Genomic DNA, 20539 nt, shown 5'->3' with positions numbered 1-20539 from the left:
CACAAAGTGATTAGAACTTTTATAATTAATTCACCAACAACAGTTGACGAAGAGCCGTTAATTATCTACGGGAGGTCTTTTTTAATGAATAATCAGCGTTTATTGGTTTGGATTGAAGGAACGTTAATCGCAGCGCTAGCAATGGCATTAGAATACATTCCCCATTCAATTGGTTTTGTGGATATTTCATATGGCATTATCCCGCTTGCAGTTTATAGTTTGCGTCGGGGCTGGCGGGCTGGTTTAGGTTCTGGTTTAGTTTGGGGATTATTGGATCTGTTTTTACGTGGTTTTGGCAGCGGTGGTTTTTTAAATCCGCTTCAGGGATTTATTGAGTATCCGATTGCGTTTGCTGCAGTCGGAATTATCGGGATTGGCGCAGCACCGTTACAACGTGCCTTAAAATTGCAGCAACGGGGATGGCTTTTTGGTTTAGCTTTAGGTGCGACATTTTTAGGCGTATTAGTTAAGTATGGCTTTCATTTTATTGCTGGTGTGATTTATTGGGGATCTTATGCGCCTAAAGGGATGAGTCCGGTTATTTATTCTTTGGCGATCAATGGTGGTAGTGCGATATTAAATTTAATTTTGGCTGGAATCGTGATATCGGTATTGTTGGTGACGGCGCCACATTTATTTCGGCCTAAAAACGGCTAGGTAGATAATTCGTTTTGATATAAAAACTGCGCTTTAAACAGTGGATAAAAGGCTGTTTAAAGCGCAGTTTATTTTGTTGAGGTTTTTAATGAGTTAGAATAAATTTAGTGCGGAAATGGCAGTCATCACCACGCCGCCTAACATTGCGATTAGCATCACCCAAACCACAATTTTTGTCATTTTTGCAAAGCCGCTTGTTTTTTCTTTCTTCATGTTAATCCATGCCACCTTAATAAAACTGATTAAAGCCAGTTTAACGTGTTTTACTAGTGATTGCAATCAGTCTAAAAAAAGTGCCGTCGTTGTAGCCAGAGTGTTGCCAGCCATGAACCGATCAAGATGCCAAAGATGATAAAGCTAAAAGCATGGGCATGACTAGCACCAGGTAAGTGAACATTCATGCCGTATAAACCGGCAACAATGGTGGGAATGGTCAATACAATGGTGATTAAGGTCAGTACTTTCATGACTTCATTGAGATTGTTGGAAACAATGGCACTAACTGTTGTGTTGTATTCATCGATCACTTGTTTTTGTTGTTTTGTCATGGTGTCTGCTTGTTCACTTTCAACTAAGATATCGGTTAGTAACGCTTTAAAAGGCGTGGTTTCAAAATAAAATTCGCTGGTTTGCAGGTGTGTGATCAATTGCTGATTTTTATGTAATGCACCTTGAAAACGAATTAAGCTTTTTTGCATGGCAGTTAAATGAAACAAATCATCGTTTTCAGTGGCTTGTGCCAACGTTTTTTCTAAATGATTCATAGCGCGATTATTTTGTTCTAAACAATTTAAAAAGCTGCGATCGATGGCCCAGATCAATTTGAGGGCTAAGCGCTCGTGATTAGCAGTGTTTACGGACTGTGGCGTTAACAAAAAATCGCGCATAAATAATGCTGGACGGTTACTGATGGTAATCACTGCGCTTTGCGTTAAAATAATGGCAAAAGGATAGGTCGTATATTCACCATAGCCTAGCGGACTGACGCTTTCTTGTGGGAAACGCAATAAAATTAAAGCTGGCTTTTCCAATACGGATTGCTCAATGCCTTCTGTCCGCGGGTTTTCTTTATCATCTAAGACCGCAGTCAAATAATCTTGGGGAAGATTAAAGTGTTGTTGTAGTTGGGTGATTTCTGTTGTTGTTGGCTGTTGAACATTAATCCAACAGTTAGGCTGGTAGTGTGTCGCAGGCCATAATTTTCCTTGGTTGGTTTGAAAATAACTGATCAACTGCATCCCACCTTTACGCTTGTTACTTGTTATTTTAGCATAATTCCCGTAGGCTAAAAATAGCGGGTTAAGAAAGGATCGAATCAGACAGATGTTTTTATGGGGTATTTTGATGCCTTTAATCGGCATTGGTGTTGGGGTTATTCTCCAGTGGACAAAATTGCCATTAGCGCCAGTGGATTGGATGACACTCAGTTTATTAGCAGCGATTGATTTATTGATTAACGCAAACTATCATTATCAAGCACTAGGTTGGCTAATTGTTGTGATTGCAAGTATTGGTATTTTGACGGCTTTAGGGTTAGCCTGGAATCAGGGAGAGATCCTATACCGCCGCTTTTTTAAACTTTGGTGGCGGTTGTTATTTTTTCCCAGTCTCATCGTTTATATTGTTTTAATAAGCGTGCATTTTATCTGATGATCAATTAATGAGTCAGTAGTGAAGACTTGAAGTAAGTTTATAAAAGTTGTCTGCTTACATGCGCTTAAACGCGATTGCAAGCAGACAACTTTTATTTTATCAAGGACAATAACAAAAATTGGTGGCTTTAGAAAACTTTAATGAGTTATTTCGTCCCTTTTTTGGGGAAAGTATGGTAGAAAGTGGGGCAATGTGGTAGACTAAAAATGTGTATTTAATGGGGGTACTATCAATGTTCATGGGCGAATTTCGACATTCGATTGATCAAAAAGGGCGACTGATTGTCCCCGCTAAATTTCGCGGTGATTTAGGTCATAAGTTTGTAGTTACAAGAGGAATGGATGGTTGCCTATTTGGCTACCCACAATCTGAATGGCAAGCACTTGAGAAAAAGCTTCGCCAACTGCCCTTAACCAAACGTGATGCGCGCGCCTTTGTTCGTTTTTTTTACTCTGCTGCTACTGAATGCACATTAGATAAGCAAGGACGAATTAATCTACCCCAGCCGTTGATTAAGCATGCCAACTTAGTTAAGGCCTGCGTCTTAATTGGTGTGTCATCGCGGATTGAAATTTGGGATGAAAAGCGTTGGGAAGCTTCGAGCGCTGAAATTGCGGAGAATTTTGATTCAATTGCCGAAAATATGCTAGATTTTGATCTATAGCAGTGAATGGATGATAAGTTTGACAGAATTTAAACACCAAACTGTGTTATTAAAAGAAACGATTGACCAGTTGCAAGTAAAACCCGATGGCGTTTACGTCGATGCAACGTTAGGTGGTGGCGGTCATAGTGCACTGCTACTTAGCCGGCTGGGAGCTGCAGGGCATTTATTTGCTTTTGATCAGGATCAAGCTGCATTAACTGCTAGTAAACAGCGGCTGCTCACGCCTGCCAATGCAGGCAAAATCACTTTTATTCAAGCTAATTTTCGTGATTTAGCTACACAGTTGGCAGCACGCGGCGTTACGCAAATTGATGGGATCATTTATGATTTAGGTGTGTCGTCACCTCAGTTTGATGATGCGGCACGGGGCTTTAGTTACCGATTGGAAGCACCTTTAGATATGCGGATGGATCAAACTGCTACTTTGAACGCGGAAACAATTGTTAATCAGTGGGCTTATTCAGATTTGGTCCGGATTTTGTACCGCTACGGGGAAGACCGTTTTGCAAAACGGGTCGCACGTACAATTGAACGTACGCGCCGGCAGACACCGATTAAAACGACTACGCAATTGGCAGAGATCGTTAAAACAGCCATTCCAGCTGCTGCTCGCCGTAAGGGCGGACACCCTGCAAAACGGACTTTTCAAGCATTGCGGATTGCAGTCAATGATGAACTGGGCGCTGCTGAAACTTCACTAGAAGCCGCCATTAAATTGTTAAATTTAGGTGGTCGGATTTGTGTAATCAGTTTCCAATCCCTTGAAGATCATTTGGTGAAGTCCATTTATCGGGAGCATGCCCGTAAACCTGAAATTCCCCGAGGCTTGCCAATTCGTGGCGACGGCGGCACACCGGAACTTAAGTTGATCACCCGAAAACCAATTCGCCCCTCTAATCAAGAAATTGCTAAAAATCGCCGCTCGCGTAGTGCACAGTTACGTGTAGCGGAGAAACAAAAATTAATTTAAGGATGTGATGAAATATGGCAGATGAAAGTGCTGCACGTGACTATCGTGTTTCGGCAGTACCCGCAACGCCGGAACAAACTGAACCTAACATACATATTAAAACGCCGGTACCTGCGTCTCCGGCACCAAACCTCAATCCTGTTAATCAACCAACTGCTGTTCCTAACGGCCGGGTGGCTGCTTCTGCTTTTGAAAAGGTTTTGTTGATGTTAACAGGTGTCATTACCATTGTTTTAGCTTCTGTTATTGTTGCAACACAAGTTTCAGTAACTTCAGCACAACGTCATCTTCAAGACGTTGATCAACGGATTACCAAAGTACAAGCTAAAAATAGCGATGCTAAGCAAACGATTAATGAAATGTTGCAGTCTAACCATTTGAATGATGTGGCTGCTAAAGATGGTTTATCGTTTAACGAAGCTAATATAAGGAATGTCGGTAAATGAAAGCTCCACGTAACAAACGATTGATGAATCAAAAGAATCCACGCCGGAACCGCCAAACTTTTGGCGGGTTCTTTCTTCTTATTTTGGTGGGGGTTTTTCTTTTATTTGTCTTTCGTTTTTCTTATATCGTTATCAGTGGTCAAGTAAATAATGAAAATTTATCCCAAAAAGCTAGTGCACTTTATCAGAATAGTACGGTTTTGAGAGCTAAGCGCGGGACAATTTACGATGCTAGTGGTACTGCAATTGCAGAAGATTCAACCACTTATTCGCTCTACGCCATTTTAGACAAAAATCATGTTGGCACTAATGGCAAAAAGTTATATGTGACGGATAAAGCTAAAACTGCACGTGTTTTAAGCCATTATTTACCCTTATCTCGGCAAAATATTTTAAAACGGCTGAATCCGAAAAACCCTAACACCTTTCAAGTTGAATTTGGTGCAGCTGGAAAAGGACTGTCGCTTAGCATTAAACAAGCGATTGATAAAGCTAATTTAAAAGGAATTTATTTCAATGAGACACCTGCACGGCTTTATCCTAATGGTATTTTTGCTTCGCACCAAGTTGGATTGGCGCAATTGCAAAATCATGACGAAAAAACGTCAGCAGAAGCCCAGAATTTAACTGGCATTATGGGATTAGAGAAAACGTTCAACAGTTCATTACGTGGGGTTAACGGGAGTAAAAAAATCAAAAAAGACTCCTATGGTTATCAATTGCCTAACACTAAGGCTAAAGAAAAGGCAGCAAAGAATGGCAATAATTTGTATTTAACTTTAGATACACGGTTGCAAACTTATCTGGAAACGCTAATGTCCAACGCACAAACTAAGTATCAACCTAAACAATTAAATGCAGTTTTAATGAATCCAAAAACAGGGCAAATTTTAGCAGCATCGCAACGACCAACTTTTAATCCGCAAACCGGATCTGGCTTAGGTAATTTTTGGCGGGACACATTAGTTGCAGATGCCTATGAACCTGGTTCAGTGATGAAGGTTTTTACATTGGCAGCTGCCATTGATGCTGGTAAGTATCAACCTAACACGACTTATGCGTCTGGACAGATTAGAGTTGGTGGAACAACCATTCATGATTGGAATAAAACCGGATGGGGGACCATCCCGTTTAGTGAGGCCTTTGCGCGTTCTAGTAATGTTGGCTTTGTTCACATTCAGCAACTTATGGGACAGGCTAAATGGTTACATTACATTAAAAAATTTAAATTTATGCAGAAAACAAATTCCATGCTCCCTGGTGAAGTGAGTGGCAGTCTTCAATACCAACATGCTTCAGATCAAGCCATTACAGCTTTTGGGCAGGGCATTAATGTGAATACGATGCAGATGATGCAAGGTTTTTCAGCTATTGCTAATAACGGTAAGGAAATGAAGCCGCAGATTGTCGCCAAGATGACTGATCCTAATACGGGGAAAACTACTAATTACCAACCGCGTTCAGTAGGTAAACCCATCAGTCAGGATACTGCTGAACAAGTGCGGCAAGCCATGGAAGATGTGGTGTATAAGAAGTACGGTACTGGACGTGTTTATGCAATACCGGGTTATAAAATTGCGGCAAAGACTGGGACTGCAGAAATTAGTCACGCCAATGGCGGTGGTTATTTAGCTGGTCGCAATAACTATATTTTCTCTGTTGTGGGAATGGCGCCTGCAGATGATCCTAAATATGTTTTGTACATTACAATGAAGCAACCACAAAATATGACTAAGGAAGCCTCTGTCATACTTTCGGAAATTTTTAATCCATTGATGAAGCGTGCATTAGATTATGAACAAAGCAATGCAACGACCACAACGCAAGCACAAATGCCAAACGTAACCGGGAAAACTGTTTCAGATGCAACAGCTGCTTTAAAGCAAAAGCAATTGACCCCAATTCAAATTGGAACGGGGAACACTGTTGTTCAGCAAATGCCAGTTAAAAATGAGGTTGTATTAGATCACCAGCGTGTATTGCTTTTAACCAATGGTGGAATGACCATGCCGGACGTGACGGGCTGGTCAAAAAGTGATATTTTAAAACTGGCTGAATTAACAGGTAAAAATATCACCACAAAGGGAACTGGCTATGCAACTAAGCAAAGCTTGCCCGCTAAAAGTTTATTAAACTCAGCCAAATCAATTACAGTGACGTTAAGCAAACCAAAGTAACGTTAATTTAAGGGAGTTAGAAAGTTATGCAGGCTACAGAAGCATTGATACCGATTGTGAGCAGCTTTGTCATCACAATGATGGTCATGCCACTATTCATCGGTTATTTCCGAATGAAAAAAGAAGGACAGATGATTCGCGAAGAAGGGCCCAAATGGCACCAAAAAAAATCTGGGACCCCTACTATGGGTGGGCTTGTCTTCTTAATTGCAAGTGTGATTTCAACCATCTGGGTCGGTTATTGGCAACATCAGTTAACCATGCAAGTTTGGATTATTTTATTCATTTTAATTTTATATGCCGCTCTAGGATTTATGGATGATTCCATCAAGTTGTTTGAGAAACGCAATTTGGGCTTACGTGCTTGGCAAAAATTACTAGGACAAATTGTCGGCGGCGGCATTTTTATCGCAGTTTATTTACACGAAGGGTTACCATTAGCCATTGATTTGCCAGGCATTGGCCAACTTCACTTAGGTCTTTTATATTTAGCATTCATTTTGATTTGGCTAGTTGGTTTTTCAAATGCGGTTAATTTAACAGATGGGCTTGATGGCTTGGTGGCAGGGACTGCAACCATTGCTTTTGCAACTTATGCGATCATTGCTTATCATCAAAACCGAATGGATATTTTAATTTTTTGTTTAACAGTGATCGGCGGTTTGCTCGCTTTCTTTTTGTTTAACCATAAGCCTGCCAAAATATTTATGGGGGACGTTGGTTCATTAGCATTAGGGGGCGCATTAGCAGCAATTTCATTATTGCTGCACCGTGAATTATCTTTATTGTTAATCGGGTTAGTTTTCGTCATCGAAACTGCTAGTGTCATGATTCAAGTCGCGGTATTTAAATTGACGGGTAAACGAGTTTTCCGTATGAGTCCCATTCACCATCACTTTGAAATGGTAGGTTGGTCTGAATGGCGGGTTGTCCTAACATTTTGGGGCTTTGGTTTAATTTGCTCGTTAATTTACTTAATGCTATTTTTGTAGTGGTCGGCGCGTTAAAATGGCGCTATGATAAAACAGAGTACTAGATAAATTAAATTGAAAAGGGCGCATTGTTTTGAAGTTAATCACTAAGTATCAGAATAAGAAAGTTTTAGTTCTAGGTTTAGCTAAAAGTGGTTTTCATGCTGCTAAATTATTAGCTAGATTAGGTGCTTTAGTCACAGTCAATGATCAGAAAAAATTTGCTCAAAATTCAGAAGCTCAATCATTATTGGCAGAAGGCATCCGCGTCATCACCGGCAGTCAACCAGTGGCATTATTAGATGAAGATTTTGAATTAATGGTTAAAAATCCTGGGATTCCTTATAGTAATCCAGTAGTCAAAAAGGCACTTGCAATTGGATTGCCGATCATTACGGAACCCGAACTTGCTTATGAGGTTTCAGAAGCACCATTGATTGGCGTTACCGGAACAAATGGCAAAACGACAACTACCACGATGATTTCATTAATGCTTAATCAACAACGTACTAAAGGTCGGTCGTATGTTGCAGGCAATATCGGAGTGCCTGCAACACAAGTAGCTCAAAAGGTCACCCCCGATGATGTGATGGTGACTGAACTTTCTAGTTTTATGCTTTTAGGGATCACAACTTTACGACCACACATTGCTGTTTTAACCAACATTTATACAGCTCACATCGATTATCACGGCAGTCGTGAAAACTATGTCAAGGCTAAAATGCGTTTAGTGATGAACCAAACTAAATCAGATTACTTTGTTGTTAATTGGGACAATCCAGAATGGCGGCAATTAAGTCAACAAACGCAAGCACAAGTCGTACCATTTTCACGGCAAGGATTAACGACTGCCGGAGCTTATGTTAAAGACGGTCAATTTTGTTTTCGTGGTGAGTCATTAATGCCGGTTGATCAATTAAAAGTACCTGGTGAGCATAATGTTGAAAATGCCTTAGCTGCCTTAGCGGTCGCAAAACTAGAAGGAAAATCAAACGCCGCAATTTGTGAAGTACTGCGGACTTTTAGTGGGGTTAAACACCGGTTACAATTTGTTACTGAGTGGCAGGGCCGACGTTTTTACAATGATTCGAAAGCAACAGATATTGAAGCAACTGAAATGGCACTGAAAGGATTTAAAGCTCCCGTTATCTTATTAGCTGGCGGTTTGGACCGAGGGTTTAAGTTTGATCGTCTAGTTCCAGCATTGAAGGCCCACGTCAAAAGTTTATTGTTGTTTGGTGAAACTGCAGAATTGTTGAAACAAGCTGGTGAAGCGGCGGGGATTAAAGACATTAAAATAGTAAAAAATGTTGCCGAAGCGATTCCTTTAGCTTATGCGCAGAGTCAATCTGGGGATGTGATTTTACTGTCACCAGCCAATGCTAGTTGGGATCAATACCCAAACTTTGAAGTGCGGGGGCAGATCTTCATTGATGGTGTAACAGACCTGATTAAACGAAACGGAGCGAAATAAATTATGCGAGTTATTTTTTCCGGTGGTGGTACTGGTGGCCACATTTACCCTGCGCTGGCATTATTAAAACGGTTAAAGCAGCGGCAACTTTTGGATGCCGCATTGTACATCGGTACCGAACGGGGGTTAGAGAGTCGGATTGTCCGTCAAAAGGACATTCCCTTTGAGGCCATTAAATTACAAGGTTTTAAACGTTCACTATCGTTAGAAAATTTCAAAACGATCTGGCTGTTTTTACAAAGTACGCACCGGGCAAAAAAGATTTTGCGTCGCTTTAAACCCGATGTGGTGATTGGTACCGGCGGTTATGTGTCCAGTGCTGTGTTGTTTGCGGCTGCCCGTTTGCACATTCCAACGATCATCAATGAACAAAATAGTGTTGCTGGCATCACCAATCGTTTTCTAGGGCATTTTGTGGATCGGGTTTCCATCGCTTTTGAAGATGTTGCGGCACAATTTCCGCAGCAAAAAGTGGTTTTAACGGGAAATCCTCGCGCCCAAGAAGTGGCGGGAATTCAGCCTAATCAGCGTTTGCAAGACTTTCAGCTTCAAGTTGCGCAACCGACGTTATTGATCTTTGGTGGCAGTCGGGGAGCAGCGCCAATTAACCAAGCCTTTTTAAAAGCATTACCAGAGTTAGAGCAACGACCGTATCAAACCTTGTTTGTCTCCGGGCAGGTTCATTATGCTAAGATTAAGGCAGCTTTAAATAAGCACCAGTTAGCTGCTAACGTTGCGGTTGTTCCCTATATTGAAGACATGCCGACAATTTTACCTGATATTGCGGTTATTTTGGGACGTGCAGGGGCTACGTCGTTGGCTGAAATTACAGCGTTAGGGATTCCATCAATTTTAGTACCTAGCCCATATGTAACTAATGATCATCAAACTAAAAATGCAATGAGTTTGGTCAACCATCATGCAGCAGAAATGATTGCTGAAAAGCAGCTAACCGCAACACGTTTAATGCAAGTGGCGGATAGTTTGATGACCGATAAAAGTAAGCGGCAAGCGATGGGGCAGCATGCAGCACAATTGGGCGTTCCTGATGCTGCGGACCGACTGATTAAAGTGATGCAAACATTGAGTAACCAAACCTAATGTTTTTGGCGTTGGCGTGATATTTGTGTACTGCAGCGGTAAGGAGGCCTGTGAATGGTGAAGAAAAAGTTCAAGCAAAAGCAAAAAGAAAAAGTTGCCCAAGATCCAGTAGCTGCGCTAACACCTTGGGAAGCTTACCAAAAACAGCAGCAGCGTGCACAAAAAAAATCTAAACCTACCATCGAAAAAAAACTTCCCCGTCTCAAAAAGTTACGCCGTAAAAATTTAATGGGTCGGCTTGCTTTTTTGCTTACACTTTTTGGTGTCGTTTTACTGACGGCGCTTTATTTTGTTTCACCACTCAGTCATGTTGGTTTAATCAGCGTTTCAGCAGATAAGCACAGCACATTAGCTGAACAGAAAGTGATTGATGCCAGTGGGATTAAATCCAGCGATTTAGTGTTAGGGGTTTTGCTGCACCAAGATAAAATTGAAAAGCGCATGCACCGGCGTGAACCTAAAATTAAGGAAGTCACGTTTAAGGTGCATGGCTTACGTAATGTTGAGTTAAAGCTTAAAACTTATAAAACGATGGGGTTGTTAATGCGCCACGAACGGTATTATCCGATTTTAGAAAATGGTGCCATCGCCAGTGATAGTACAGCACAACCCGTTAATAATCATTCAGTTTACCGTAATTTTAAAGCTGGTAAAAAGTTACAGCAAATGATTAAGCAATACCGGCAATTGCCCACTACAGTCCGCAATAGTATTTCTGAAATTCAATTCAGTCCAACTAAATTGAATCCCCAGCGAGTTCATTTGTACATGAATGACGGCAATCAAGTCTATGCTACCATTAAGACGTTTGCGAAGAAGATGCGGTACTATCCAGACATTGCAAAAGAAATGCAAAAAAAAGGGACGGTTAATTTAGAAGTTGGTGCTTACTCTTACCCATTTTAATCTTAAAATTTTCTCAAGATACATGAAAACGTGTTAACCTTGATGATAAAGCTTTTAAAACCAACTTTGAGTGTGTTAAAATCTAATCATATAGTATAAATAAAAATTTGAAATTGTTTCAAGGAGGTTCCACCGCTTATGGGAAACACAGGCATATACGTTGGGCTTGATATTGGAACCACCTCAATAAAAGTTATTGTCGCAGAATACGTTAAAGGACAAGTGAATGTTATTGGAGTGGGCAGCGCACGGTCAGCTGGATTAAGCCGCGGCGTGGTGGTTGACATTGATAAAGCAGTCGCCACAATTCAAAAAGCTGTCCGCCAAGCACAGCAGCGAGCAAATGTTGAAATTCATGAAGTTACCGCTGGTATTCCTGCTAATTTACTAGAAATTGAGCCGTGTCAAGGAATGATTGCCGTTGCAGATGAGTCAAAGGAAATCGATGATCGGGATGTACGTAATGTTGCAGCGGCAGCATTGGTACGTAATTTGCCACCGGAAAGAGAAATTTTAACGGTGATCCCAGATGAATTTATTGTCGATGGTTTTGATGGGATTAAAGATCCGCGCGGGATGATTGGTGTGCGTTTAGAAATGCATGGTATGATTATGACCGCACCTAAAACAGTGATTCACAATTTGCAAAAATGCATTGAGCGGGCTGGCCTAGAGGTTAATCAACTAGTGGTTAACCCGTTAAGTTTGGGTCAGCTGGCTTTAGCCGATGGTGAACAAGATTTCGGTACTGTCTTAATTGATCTCGGTGGCGGTCAAAGCACTGCTGCAGTGATCCATGATCATAAATTAAAGTATACTTATGTCGATCAAGAAGGCGGCGACTACATCACCAAGGATATTTCCGTGGTATTGAATACATCTTTTGACAGTGCTGAAAAAGTCAAACGTGATTATGGTTACGCAGATTCCACGCAGGCTTCGGCAGATGAAGAATTTCCAGTTGAGGTGGTCGGTCAAGATACACCAGTGACAGTCAGTGAAAAGTACTTAGCTGAAATCATTGAAGCGCGTTTGACCCAAATTTTTGAGAAAATGAATCAATCCCTACGTAAAGTCGGTGCTTTAGATTTGCCAGGTGGGATTGTGATGACAGGTGGCGTAACGGCCTTGCCAGGAATTGTTGAACTTGCCAGTGATATTTTTGATCACAATGTCAAGCTTTACATTCCTGATGAAATGGGCTTGCGTCACCCATCCTTTGCTCAGGCATTGAGTTTGATCAACTACCGAGCACATTTAAGCGAAATTGATTTAATTGTTCAAAGTACATTAAAGGGAAATTACCGTCATCAAAAAGCAGTTCAATCTGATAGTGGGCAGTATCAAGCCGCTAATCAGCAAGCAGCTCAACAGCAAGCTGAAACAGCAGCTCCGAAAAAAGATCATTTCGCCAGCATAAAAAAATTTTTCAGTAATTTCTTTGAATAAAGCACTATCAGACGATTAGGAGGAAACAAGTTATGGAATTTTCTTTAGACTCAACACAAAACACCGGAGCAGCAATCAAAGTCATCGGTGTCGGTGGCGCTGGCGGAAACGCCGTTAACCGCATGATTTCTGAAGACGTCAAAGGGGTCGAATTTATTGCTGTCAATACCGATGTGCAAGCCCTAGACAGTTCAGATGCAGAAACTAAAATTCAATTAGGCCCTAAATTAACCCGTGGCTTAGGTGCTGGTTCTAATCCTGAAATCGGCCAAAAGGCTGCGGAAGAAAGTGAAGAATCGATTGCCGAGTCATTAAAAGGTGCCGATATGATTTTTGTTACGGCAGGAATGGGTGGCGGCACTGGTACTGGTGCAGCACCGATCATTGCTAAAGCCGCTAAGGACCAAGGCGCATTAACCGTTGGCGTCGTTACGCGACCATTTAGCTTTGAAGGTCCTAAACGTGCAAAAAATGCCGCTGAAGGTGTTGCTGAAATGAAGCAGCACGTTGATACATTAGTGATTATTTCAAACAACCGGTTGCTTGAAATTGTTGATAAGAAGACGCCGATGTTGGAAGCTTTCCATGAAGCAGATAATGTTTTACGGCAAGGCGTTCAAGGTATTTCGGATCTGATTACATCTCCGGGTTATGTTAACTTGGATTTTGCCGATGTTAAAACAGTCATGCAAAATCAAGGTTCTGCATTAATGGGGATTGGGTCCGCAACTGGTGAAAACCGGACAGCAGAAGCAACTAAAAAGGCAATATCGTCACCGCTATTAGAAGTGTCTATCGACGGTGCTGGTCAAGTATTACTGAATATTACTGGTGGGCCAGATTTATCGTTGTTTGAAGCCCAAGATGCCTCAGATATTGTTTCTCAAGCAGCTACTAGCGATGTTAACATTATTTTTGGGACATCAATCAATGAAAACTTGGGCGATGAAGTCGTCGTTACGGTAATTGCCACTGGCATTGATACAGGTAAAGATGATGTTTCTCAAAATGGACGTAAACGTGTTAATAATGTACGGCCGTTGAAAACGAATCAAACGACAGCTAACCTAGATCAATCTGCAACGGATGCTACTAAATCAACAGAAGCTAAGCCACATAAAGAAGATCCGTTTGGTAATTGGGACATTCGGCAAGAGCCCACACAACGGCGGACTAATCAAAATGACAATAATTTTGCCAACACTAAAAAACCAAGTTTTGATATTTTTCGGCGGACAGATACCGATGATGATGACGACGACGGTGGTTTAGAAAAGCCACCATTTTTCCGGCGGCGGCGTAAATAGTCAATCAAACTGGCATTGATGTAAAAGTAGCTGTCGGTAAAGTGTCACTTAAGCGTAAAAGAGGAGGCAGTGCAATGACAATTGCGGCAAATATTCAACAAGTTAAGCAAACAATTATGTCCGCTTGTGCAGATGCAGGTCGCCAAGACAAGGTCACTTTAGTCGCTGTTACTAAATATCATACTGTGGCAGAAGCGCAGGCTGTCTTTGCAGCTGGCGTCACACAATTAGCAGAAAACCGGATGCCAGGTTTACTTGAGAAACAAACAGCCTTGCCCGATCCGAAGATTGACTGGCATTTTATTGGACATTTACAACGGCGAAAAGTTAAAAAAGTGATTAATAACATTGCTTATTTGCACTCATTAGACCGGCTTGATTTAGCTAAGGAGATTGAAAAACGGGCAGTACAACCTGTTAAGTGCTTTGTAGAAGTCAATGTTTCTGGTGAAGCTTCTAAAGATGGGGTGGCTTTAGCTGATGTCGCGCCGTTTATTAAAAAATTAGCGACATTTTCTAAGATTAAAGTTGTTGGTTTAATGACGATGGCGCCAATTGATGCGGATGACCCCACACTACATCAATTGTTTAAACAGTTGCGGCAAAAACGTGATCAGATTGCAGCGCTGCATTTGCCTTATGCACCCTGTCATGAATTAAGTATGGGAATGTCCCGCGATTACCGGATTGCTGTTTTGGAAGGCGCGACTTTTGTCCGGATTGGGACGGCTTTGTTCCGGTAAAGGAGGTCAGAATATGGCATTTAATAAATTAAATTTAAGCAAATTTTTTGGTATGACAGATGATGAGTTTGATGATCAGGCAAACACGCAAGAAAAAGTTAATGGGTCACAGCAGCCAAACGAACGCACCACTGGTAAATCATCGGTCAATAATCGGCAAAAAGTGGTTTCAATGAATGCGGCACCGGCTAAGGCAAGTAAAATTGTCATTTTTGAACCGCGAATTTATTCAGATGTTAAAGAAGCGGCCTCCCATTTATTAAACAGCCGAGCGGTAGTAATTAGTTTTAATCGGATTGACCAAACACAGGCAAAACGGATTGTCGACTTTTTAACTGGGACGGTTTTTGCAATTAATGGCGATATTGAACGTATTGGTGATGACATTTTTCTTTGTACACCAGCTAATTTTGAAATTGATGGTAACCTTTCCGATATTCTGCGCCAGGATGGCTTAGGTTAAGGTCGCTTGGCTCAATGTAGGGAGGTTAGAAGTTTTGTTAACTCTTGTCAATGGCATTTTTTACCTTTTAACACGGTTAATTGACATTTATATGTTTATCATTGTGATTTATGTTTTAATGTCTTGGTTTCCCAATGCTTATCAAACTAAATTGGGCCAGTTGATGGCACGAATTTGTGAACCTTATTTAAACATTTTTAGTCGCATTATACCACCGATAGCAGGTTTGAGTTTTGCCCCATTAGTTGCGCTGTTAGTATTGGGAATGGCTCAATACGGGCTGATGTTTGTCGCACAAATGCTGTTTTCGTGGTTGATCTAAAAAGGAGAGCAGTTATGGACGAGAATATCTATCAACATTTTCGTAAGGCTGAAGCGCCATTTATCAATCAAATTGCGGATTGGCTACAAGACGTCAGTGATCAGTATCGCCCATATCTGACTGATTTTTTAGATCCACGACAGCAATACATTGTTGAAGCAATTGTGGGTGAAAAAGGTGATACTCATTATGCCTTTGAAGGTGGTTATGTTGCAGCTGAGCGTAAGCGGGCACTGCTTTATCCTGCTTACTTTACGCCAGAACAAGATGATTTTGCGATCAGCTTGTTTGAAATCCATTATCCAGTTAAATTTTCAACGCTATCTCACGGCAAAATTTTAGGGACGTTATTAAATGCTGGGATTAGACGTGATGTTTTCGGTGACATTATGACGGATGGCCAACGTTGGCAATTCTTCGTTGTTGCCAACATGGCGTCTTACGTGCAGAGCCAAATTACTAAAATTGGTCGGATCCGCGTACGCTTAGAGAAAAAAGATTATACTGAACTTTTAATGCCTAAAGATGCTTGGACACTGGAACATACAGCGACGAACTCATTAAGAATCGATAACTTAGTTTCTTCAGTTTATAATATTTCCCGCAAACGTTCGAAAGGGTTAGTGGAAAATGGTAAGATAAAATTGAATTGGCAAGTTTTTGAGCGCCCTGATTTTGAATTGGGTCTACGTGATATTATTTCAGTTCGTGGTTTTGGCCGAATTCAATTACGTGAAATTGAGGGCAAAACAAAAAAAGATAAGTACCGCTTATTACTTGGTGTATTAAGAAAATAGTTTTTGGAGGGATTTATATGGCACTAACCCCATTGGATATTCATAATAAAGAATTTAACGTTAAAATGCGTGGCTATGATCAAGACCAAGTCAATGATTTTCTTGATCAGATCATCAAAGATTATGAAGCTGTCTTAAAAGAAAAAGATGATTTACAGACAGCTTTAAAAGCTAGTGAAGAAAAAGTGACTTACTTTAACCAGTTAAAAGATGCGTTGAATCAATCTATCATTGTTGCGCAGGAAGCAGCTGATAAAGTTAAGACAAATGCACAAAAAGAAGCCGACATCATTAACCAGGAAGCCCAAAAAAATACACAAAACCTGTTAAATGAAGCCACTGAAAAGTCAAATCGCATTTTAGCTGATGCATCACAAAAGGCAAAACAAATTACCATTGAAACTGAAGATTTGAAGAAGCAAACACGGGTATTCCGGCAACGCTTACAGGTTATGTTGGAATCCCAACTGGAAATTGTCCGTAGTAAAGATTGGGATGAATTACTGGCCCATGACGATGGTGAACAGGATGAAGCCATTCAAAAAATTATTAATCAGCACCTTGACAGCTCAGAAGCAGCTGGCGTAGAATCAAATCAATCATCGGTTGCGGCGCCACAAACACAAGCAACAGAGCCAACAGTCGCTGCTGATTCAGAAAATACTGAGGCTGATACGCAAAATGATGATTCTGGTGAAACCATGATTATTTTCCCAGATAGTACCAGCGAGGCGGCTGATGATAGTGCCGCTTCAAGTGCAGGAATTGGTGATCAGCCAGCAATTGAGCCTGATTCACAGCCGAATAGTGACCAATAGATAGAAAAGAATAAGGATTACTTATTATCACAACAGCGAGTCAAAGATTGGTGGAAAGTTTGACGGTGCTCTGATAAGTTGTCTATCTGCTTTTCTAAATGCAATACTGAACCTAAAAGTAGGTATCGCCGGTTTATTACCGTTAATGGATAATTAAGGGAATAGCAACTGCTATTCTAAAGCTGGGTGGTACCACGACGACTTCGTCCCAATTTGGGGTGGAGTTTTTTTATTACCTCATTTATTAGGGAACAAAATTTAAGGAGGAGCAATTAATGCGGATCAAGGATACATTAAATTTAGGAAAAACAAAATTTCCGATGCGCGGCAAATTGCCTGTGCGTGAAGCACAATGGCAACAAGATTGGGAAACAGACCACGTTTATCAAAAACGGCAGGCATTAAATCAAGGAAAACCAAGTTTTGTTTTACATGATGGCCCTCCATACGCCAATGGCAACATTCACATTGGACATGCATTAAATAAAATTAGTAAAGACATCATTGTGCGGTTTAAATCGATGTCAGGCTTTCGGGCACCGTTTGTTCCCGGCTGGGATACGCATGGTTTGCCGATTGAACAACAGCTCAGTAAGCAAGGCTACAACCGTAAGAAAATGTCAGTAGCTGAATTTCGCGATCTGTGTCGGCAATATGCGCTAGATCAAGTTGAAAAACAAAAAAAAGATTTTAAGCGTTTAGGCGTTGCGGCAGATTGGGACCATCCTTATCTTACTTTAACACCAGAATTTGAAGCACAAGAAGTGCGGGTATTCGGTCAAATGGCACAAAAGGGCTACATTTATCGGGGAAATAAACCGATTCATTGGTCACCTTCTTCTGAGTCTGCATTAGCTGAAGCAGAATTGGAATATAAAGATGTTAAATCACCTTCCGCTTATTATGGCGAACGTGTTAAAGATGGCAAAGGTTTGTTGGATCAAGACACTTATTTTGTGGTTTGGACCACGACACCTTGGACGATTCCGGCCAGTGAAGGCATTGTAGTTGCTGCGGATTATGATTATGCTGTGGTCCAACCAGCTGGGGAAACGCGTAAATTTGTGGTTGCGGCTGAATTAGTTAGCACATTAGCCGAAAAAGCAGAATGGCAAGATGTTAAGACCCTTAAAGTGCTCAAAGGCCGCGATTTGGAAAAAATGACTGCGCAACATCCGTTTTATGACCGTGACTTACTGGTGATGTTAGGCGATTACGTCACATTAGATTCTGGGACTGGTTTGGTCCACACCGCGCCAGGTTTGGGGGACGATGATTTTAAAGTTGGCAAAAAATATGGGTTGCCGATTTTATCACCAGTTGATGCACAGGGTAAGTTAACTGCAGAAGCACCAGGTTTTGAGGGTCTATTTTACACTGATGCCAATAAATTAGCTTTGAAAAAGGTGATTGCTGCTGGCTTAATGCTTAAGCAGGAACCATTTGTTCATAGCTACCCAATGGATTGGCGGACAAAAAAGCCAGTGATTTTCCGTTCGACGCCGCAGTGGTTTGCGTCAGTTGATGCTTTCCGTGATCAAATTTTAGCTGCCATTGATCAAGTGTCGTTTTCACCTAGCTGGGGTAAAACTCGGTTATATAATATGATTCGTGACCGTGGTGATTGGGTCATTTCACGCCAACGTGTTTGGGGTGTCCCGCTACCGATCTTTTATGGTGAAGATGGTCAGGCCATTATTACACCAGAAACCATTGACCACGTTGCTAATTTATTTGCCAAATATGGTTCTAATGTTTGGTTCCAGCATGAAGCCAAAGATTTATTGCCAGATGGATTCACTAGTGAACATTCACCGAATGGTAAGTTTACTAAAGAAACAGACATTATGGACGTTTGGTTTGATTCTGGTTCTTCTCATCAAGGTGTTTTAGCAGAGCGAGATAATTTAACTTATCCGGCTGATCTTTATCTAGAAGGATCAGATCAATATCGTGGTTGGTTTAATTCCAGTTTAATCACTAGTGTGGCTGTTTCTGGGCATGCACCGTACAAGCAAGTGATGTCACAAGGCTTTACCATGGATAAGCATGGCCATAAAATGAGTAAATCTATGGGAAATACCATTGCACCTGAGAAAGTCATTAAGCAAATGGGTGCGGAAATTTTACGTTTGTGGGTTGCAACTGTTGATACTTCAGCTGATATGCGCGTTTCAATGGGTGGCTTTAAACAAGTTTCTGATAGTTATCGTAAAATCCGAAATACATTACGCTTTTTACTAGCTAACACGGCGGATTTTGATGCAGATACCGCTGCCTTAGATTTTAATGAACTACAAACTGTCGACCAATACATGATGGTGCGGCTGAATCAAGTTAAAGCGCAAGCATTGACGGCTTACGAGAAGTATGATTTTGCCACAGTTTATAAAACTATTAGTAGTTTTATCACTGATGATTTATCTGCTTTTTACCTTGATTTTGCTAAAGACTTAGTTTACATTGAAGCAGCAGACGATCCTAAGCGGCGGGCGATGCAAACTGTGATGTACCACAGTTTGGTTGCATTAACTAAGTTGTTAACGCCAATTTTGCCACATACTGCAGAAGAGGTTTGGCATTATCTGCAGGAGCCTGAAGAGTATGTCCAATTAGCAGAAATGCCGTTAGTTGAACACTTCAAACAAGAAAACGACTTGTTAGCTCGCTGGCAGAAATTTATGACATTGCGTTCGAATGTTCTAAAAGCTTTGGAAGAAGCACGGCATGCGAAAGTAATTGGTAAGTCACTGGAAGCTAAAGTGATTTTATATCCTAGTGCTGCTGTAAGTGATTTGTTAACTCATTTAGATGCTAATGTGATGCAGTTGTTGATTGTTTCTGCTTTAGAAATTAAGCCAGATAAAACAGCAGTGCCAGAAGATGCAACTGATTTTGGTGATGTTGCGGTTAAAGTTGAACATGCTCCAGGCGAAGTTTGCCCACGTTGCCGGATGACCCGAACAGATATTGGTGTTGATCCGCAATTACCAACTTTATGCGGCCGTTGTGCTAAAATTGTCGCAGCAAATTATCCTGAAGCTGTTCAGAATGGTTTTGACGAGTAGTTTTGTAAAATAATTTAAAGAGGCCACTGTAATTCAAGGATTTTTCTGCAATTGCTGTTGGCGGATTAAATTTTGAAAGTTCTAATCATTTTGTGATTAGGACTTTTTTTGTTTGGATTCGGAAAACGTAGAGGACTCTGATTCTAAATTTGAAGAAGCTGCGGAAGCCGAAGCTAGCTCTTTTAATCGCTTTGATTTTATTATTTGTGCCCTCCAAAGGGCCATTTGAATACGACGTCATCAAGGTGTTACGAATGGCATCGTGGTGCGTCTGTAATATTTGAAGTGTCCTAAGCATTTCTTCAGAACAACCTGCGGTGTGCCAAAAGGCGGCATTATAATTGGGCCAATCTTTGTCTTTTAGGGCAGTTTGCACGTGATTTAACACCGTGTAAGTCTGTTTAAGGACTGGATCTAGCTTTAACAAGCGCGTGACAATATCTTTGGCGGTTATCCAGTAAGGAAAATAAGTCCATTTGTGAAAGTGTTCAAAATCTAATTGTTCATGGGGGATTAACAACAATTTCCAATAACGTTTCAAGGCTTTAAA

At 41.0% G+C, this 20539-nt stretch carries 20 protein-coding genes and 1 pseudogene; 18 read left to right on the top strand and 3 right to left on the bottom strand.

Going from position 1 to position 20539, the window contains the following annotated elements; genetic code table 11:
* The first annotated feature begins 84 nt into the window (after positions 1-84).
* The gene (gene thiT, locus FC24_RS07405; RefSeq protein WP_057874255.1) at positions 85-657 is read left to right on the top strand and encodes an energy-coupled thiamine transporter ThiT; all 573 of its coding nucleotides are present in this window, start codon (positions 85-87) and stop codon (positions 655-657) included.
* A gap of 93 nt (positions 658-750) precedes the next feature.
* Here thiT and FC24_RS07400 read toward each other — a convergent pair whose 3' ends face one another.
* Positions 751-870 carry a DUF4044 domain-containing protein gene (locus FC24_RS07400; RefSeq protein WP_057874254.1) on the bottom strand — a complete coding sequence of 40 codons (120 nt, stop codon included), beginning with the start codon at positions 868-870 and terminating at the stop codon, positions 751-753.
* A gap of 71 nt (positions 871-941) precedes the next feature.
* Positions 942-1895, bottom strand: a complete 954-nt coding sequence (locus FC24_RS07395; RefSeq protein ID WP_235807342.1) for a magnesium transporter CorA family protein — start codon at positions 1893-1895, stop codon at positions 942-944.
* A gap of 106 nt (positions 1896-2001) precedes the next feature.
* Between FC24_RS07395 and FC24_RS07390 the strand changes: the two genes are divergently transcribed.
* From FC24_RS07390 to ileS, 17 genes and pseudogenes are all read left to right on the top strand, one after another.
* Entirely contained in the window at positions 2002-2307 is a 306-nt protein-coding gene (locus tag FC24_RS07390) for a DUF3397 family protein (protein ID WP_235807341.1), read from the top strand.
* A 235-nt stretch (positions 2308-2542) separates the two neighbouring features.
* The gene (gene mraZ / locus FC24_RS07385) at positions 2543-2974 is read left to right on the top strand and encodes a division/cell wall cluster transcriptional repressor MraZ (RefSeq protein WP_057874251.1); all 432 of its coding nucleotides are present in this window, start codon (positions 2543-2545) and stop codon (positions 2972-2974) included.
* A 19-nt stretch (positions 2975-2993) separates the two neighbouring features.
* A complete protein-coding gene (rsmH, locus tag FC24_RS07380) occupies positions 2994-3947 on the top strand; it encodes a 16S rRNA (cytosine(1402)-N(4))-methyltransferase RsmH (protein ID WP_191980379.1) in 954 nt (317 codons plus the stop codon).
* A gap of 14 nt (positions 3948-3961) precedes the next feature.
* Positions 3962-4393, top strand: coding sequence for a hypothetical protein (locus FC24_RS07375; RefSeq protein ID WP_057874249.1), 432 nt, complete (start codon positions 3962-3964; stop codon positions 4391-4393).
* On the top strand, positions 4390-6570 hold the full coding sequence (locus tag FC24_RS07370) for a penicillin-binding protein (RefSeq protein WP_057874248.1): 2181 nt from the start codon (positions 4390-4392) through the stop codon (positions 6568-6570). The genes FC24_RS07375 and FC24_RS07370 overlap by 4 nt, the downstream gene beginning before the upstream one ends.
* 26 nt (positions 6571-6596) lie before the next feature.
* Positions 6597-7562 carry a phospho-N-acetylmuramoyl-pentapeptide-transferase gene (gene mraY / locus FC24_RS07365; RefSeq protein ID WP_057874247.1) on the top strand — a complete coding sequence of 322 codons (966 nt, stop codon included), beginning with the start codon at positions 6597-6599 and terminating at the stop codon, positions 7560-7562.
* A gap of 73 nt (positions 7563-7635) precedes the next feature.
* Positions 7636-9015, top strand: coding sequence for a UDP-N-acetylmuramoyl-L-alanine--D-glutamate ligase (gene murD / locus FC24_RS07360; RefSeq protein ID WP_057874246.1), 1380 nt, complete (start codon positions 7636-7638; stop codon positions 9013-9015).
* 3 nt (positions 9016-9018) lie between these two features.
* Positions 9019-10116, top strand: coding sequence for an undecaprenyldiphospho-muramoylpentapeptide beta-N-acetylglucosaminyltransferase (gene murG / locus FC24_RS07355; RefSeq protein WP_057874245.1), 1098 nt, complete (start codon positions 9019-9021; stop codon positions 10114-10116).
* Positions 10117-10170: 54 nt separating this feature from the next.
* Positions 10171-11022 (top strand): cell division protein FtsQ/DivIB, encoded by an 852-nt coding sequence (locus tag FC24_RS07350; RefSeq protein ID WP_057874244.1) that lies wholly within the window; start codon positions 10171-10173, stop codon positions 11020-11022.
* Between the two features lie 138 nt (positions 11023-11160).
* A complete protein-coding gene (gene ftsA / locus FC24_RS07345; RefSeq protein ID WP_057874243.1) occupies positions 11161-12471 on the top strand; it encodes a cell division protein FtsA in 1311 nt (436 codons plus the stop codon).
* A gap of 32 nt (positions 12472-12503) precedes the next feature.
* A pseudogene (ftsZ, locus tag FC24_RS07340) lies at positions 12504-13458 on the top strand (cell division protein FtsZ); the annotation flags it as partial.
* 394 nt (positions 13459-13852) lie between these two features.
* Positions 13853-14521 carry a YggS family pyridoxal phosphate-dependent enzyme gene (locus FC24_RS07335; RefSeq protein ID WP_057874241.1) on the top strand — a complete coding sequence of 223 codons (669 nt, stop codon included), beginning with the start codon at positions 13853-13855 and terminating at the stop codon, positions 14519-14521.
* A 13-nt stretch (positions 14522-14534) separates the two neighbouring features.
* A complete protein-coding gene (locus FC24_RS07330; protein WP_057874240.1) occupies positions 14535-14984 on the top strand; it encodes a cell division protein SepF in 450 nt (149 codons plus the stop codon).
* A 34-nt stretch (positions 14985-15018) separates the two neighbouring features.
* Positions 15019-15306, top strand: coding sequence for a YggT family protein (locus tag FC24_RS07325; protein ID WP_083485661.1), 288 nt, complete (start codon positions 15019-15021; stop codon positions 15304-15306).
* A gap of 14 nt (positions 15307-15320) precedes the next feature.
* A complete protein-coding gene (locus FC24_RS07320; RefSeq protein ID WP_057874239.1) occupies positions 15321-16103 on the top strand; it encodes a YlmH family RNA-binding protein in 783 nt (260 codons plus the stop codon).
* Between the two features lie 17 nt (positions 16104-16120).
* The gene (locus FC24_RS07315) at positions 16121-16921 is read left to right on the top strand and encodes a DivIVA domain-containing protein (RefSeq protein ID WP_057874238.1); all 801 of its coding nucleotides are present in this window, start codon (positions 16121-16123) and stop codon (positions 16919-16921) included.
* A 275-nt stretch (positions 16922-17196) separates the two neighbouring features.
* Positions 17197-19989, top strand: coding sequence for an isoleucine--tRNA ligase (gene ileS, locus FC24_RS07310; protein WP_057874237.1), 2793 nt, complete (start codon positions 17197-17199; stop codon positions 19987-19989).
* An 85-nt stretch (positions 19990-20074) separates the two neighbouring features.
* Here ileS and FC24_RS07305 read toward each other — a convergent pair.
* On the bottom strand, positions 20075-20539 hold a 465-nt coding region (locus tag FC24_RS07305), incomplete at its 5' end, for a transposase (RefSeq protein WP_162257011.1).

It is taken from the genome of Loigolactobacillus rennini DSM 20253, from assembly GCF_001436505.1.
Lineage (GTDB): Bacteria > Bacillota > Bacilli > Lactobacillales > Lactobacillaceae > Loigolactobacillus > Loigolactobacillus rennini.
Note: the sequence above shows the minus strand (reverse complement) of the source record. Positions and strands in the feature narration are given on the sequence as shown.

Bases quoted from the DNA above. Each gene is read 5' to 3' on its own strand.
- thiT (WP_057874255.1), top strand. From the start codon at position 85: ATGAATAATCAGCGTTTATTGGTTTGGATTGAAGGAACGTTAATCGCA.
- FC24_RS07400 (WP_057874254.1), bottom strand. From the start codon at position 870: ATGAAGAAAGAAAAAACAAGCGGCTTTGCAAAAATGACAAAAATTGTG.
- FC24_RS07395 (WP_235807342.1), bottom strand. From the start codon at position 1,895: ATGCAGTTGATCAGTTATTTTCAAACCAACCAAGGAAAATTATGGCCT.
- FC24_RS07390 (WP_235807341.1), top strand. From the start codon at position 2,002: ATGCCTTTAATCGGCATTGGTGTTGGGGTTATTCTCCAGTGGACAAAA.
- mraZ (WP_057874251.1), top strand. From the start codon at position 2,543: ATGTTCATGGGCGAATTTCGACATTCGATTGATCAAAAAGGGCGACTG.
- FC24_RS07375 (WP_057874249.1), top strand. From the start codon at position 3,962: ATGGCAGATGAAAGTGCTGCACGTGACTATCGTGTTTCGGCAGTACCC.
- FC24_RS07370 (WP_057874248.1), top strand. From the start codon at position 4,390: ATGAAAGCTCCACGTAACAAACGATTGATGAATCAAAAGAATCCACGC.
- mraY (WP_057874247.1), top strand. From the start codon at position 6,597: ATGCAGGCTACAGAAGCATTGATACCGATTGTGAGCAGCTTTGTCATC.
- murG (WP_057874245.1), top strand. From the start codon at position 9,019: ATGCGAGTTATTTTTTCCGGTGGTGGTACTGGTGGCCACATTTACCCT.
- FC24_RS07350 (WP_057874244.1), top strand. From the start codon at position 10,171: ATGGTGAAGAAAAAGTTCAAGCAAAAGCAAAAAGAAAAAGTTGCCCAA.
- ftsA (WP_057874243.1), top strand. From the start codon at position 11,161: ATGGGAAACACAGGCATATACGTTGGGCTTGATATTGGAACCACCTCA.
- FC24_RS07335 (WP_057874241.1), top strand. From the start codon at position 13,853: ATGACAATTGCGGCAAATATTCAACAAGTTAAGCAAACAATTATGTCC.
- FC24_RS07330 (WP_057874240.1), top strand. From the start codon at position 14,535: ATGGCATTTAATAAATTAAATTTAAGCAAATTTTTTGGTATGACAGAT.
- FC24_RS07320 (WP_057874239.1), top strand. From the start codon at position 15,321: ATGGACGAGAATATCTATCAACATTTTCGTAAGGCTGAAGCGCCATTT.
- FC24_RS07315 (WP_057874238.1), top strand. From the start codon at position 16,121: ATGGCACTAACCCCATTGGATATTCATAATAAAGAATTTAACGTTAAA.
- ileS (WP_057874237.1), top strand. From the start codon at position 17,197: ATGCGGATCAAGGATACATTAAATTTAGGAAAAACAAAATTTCCGATG.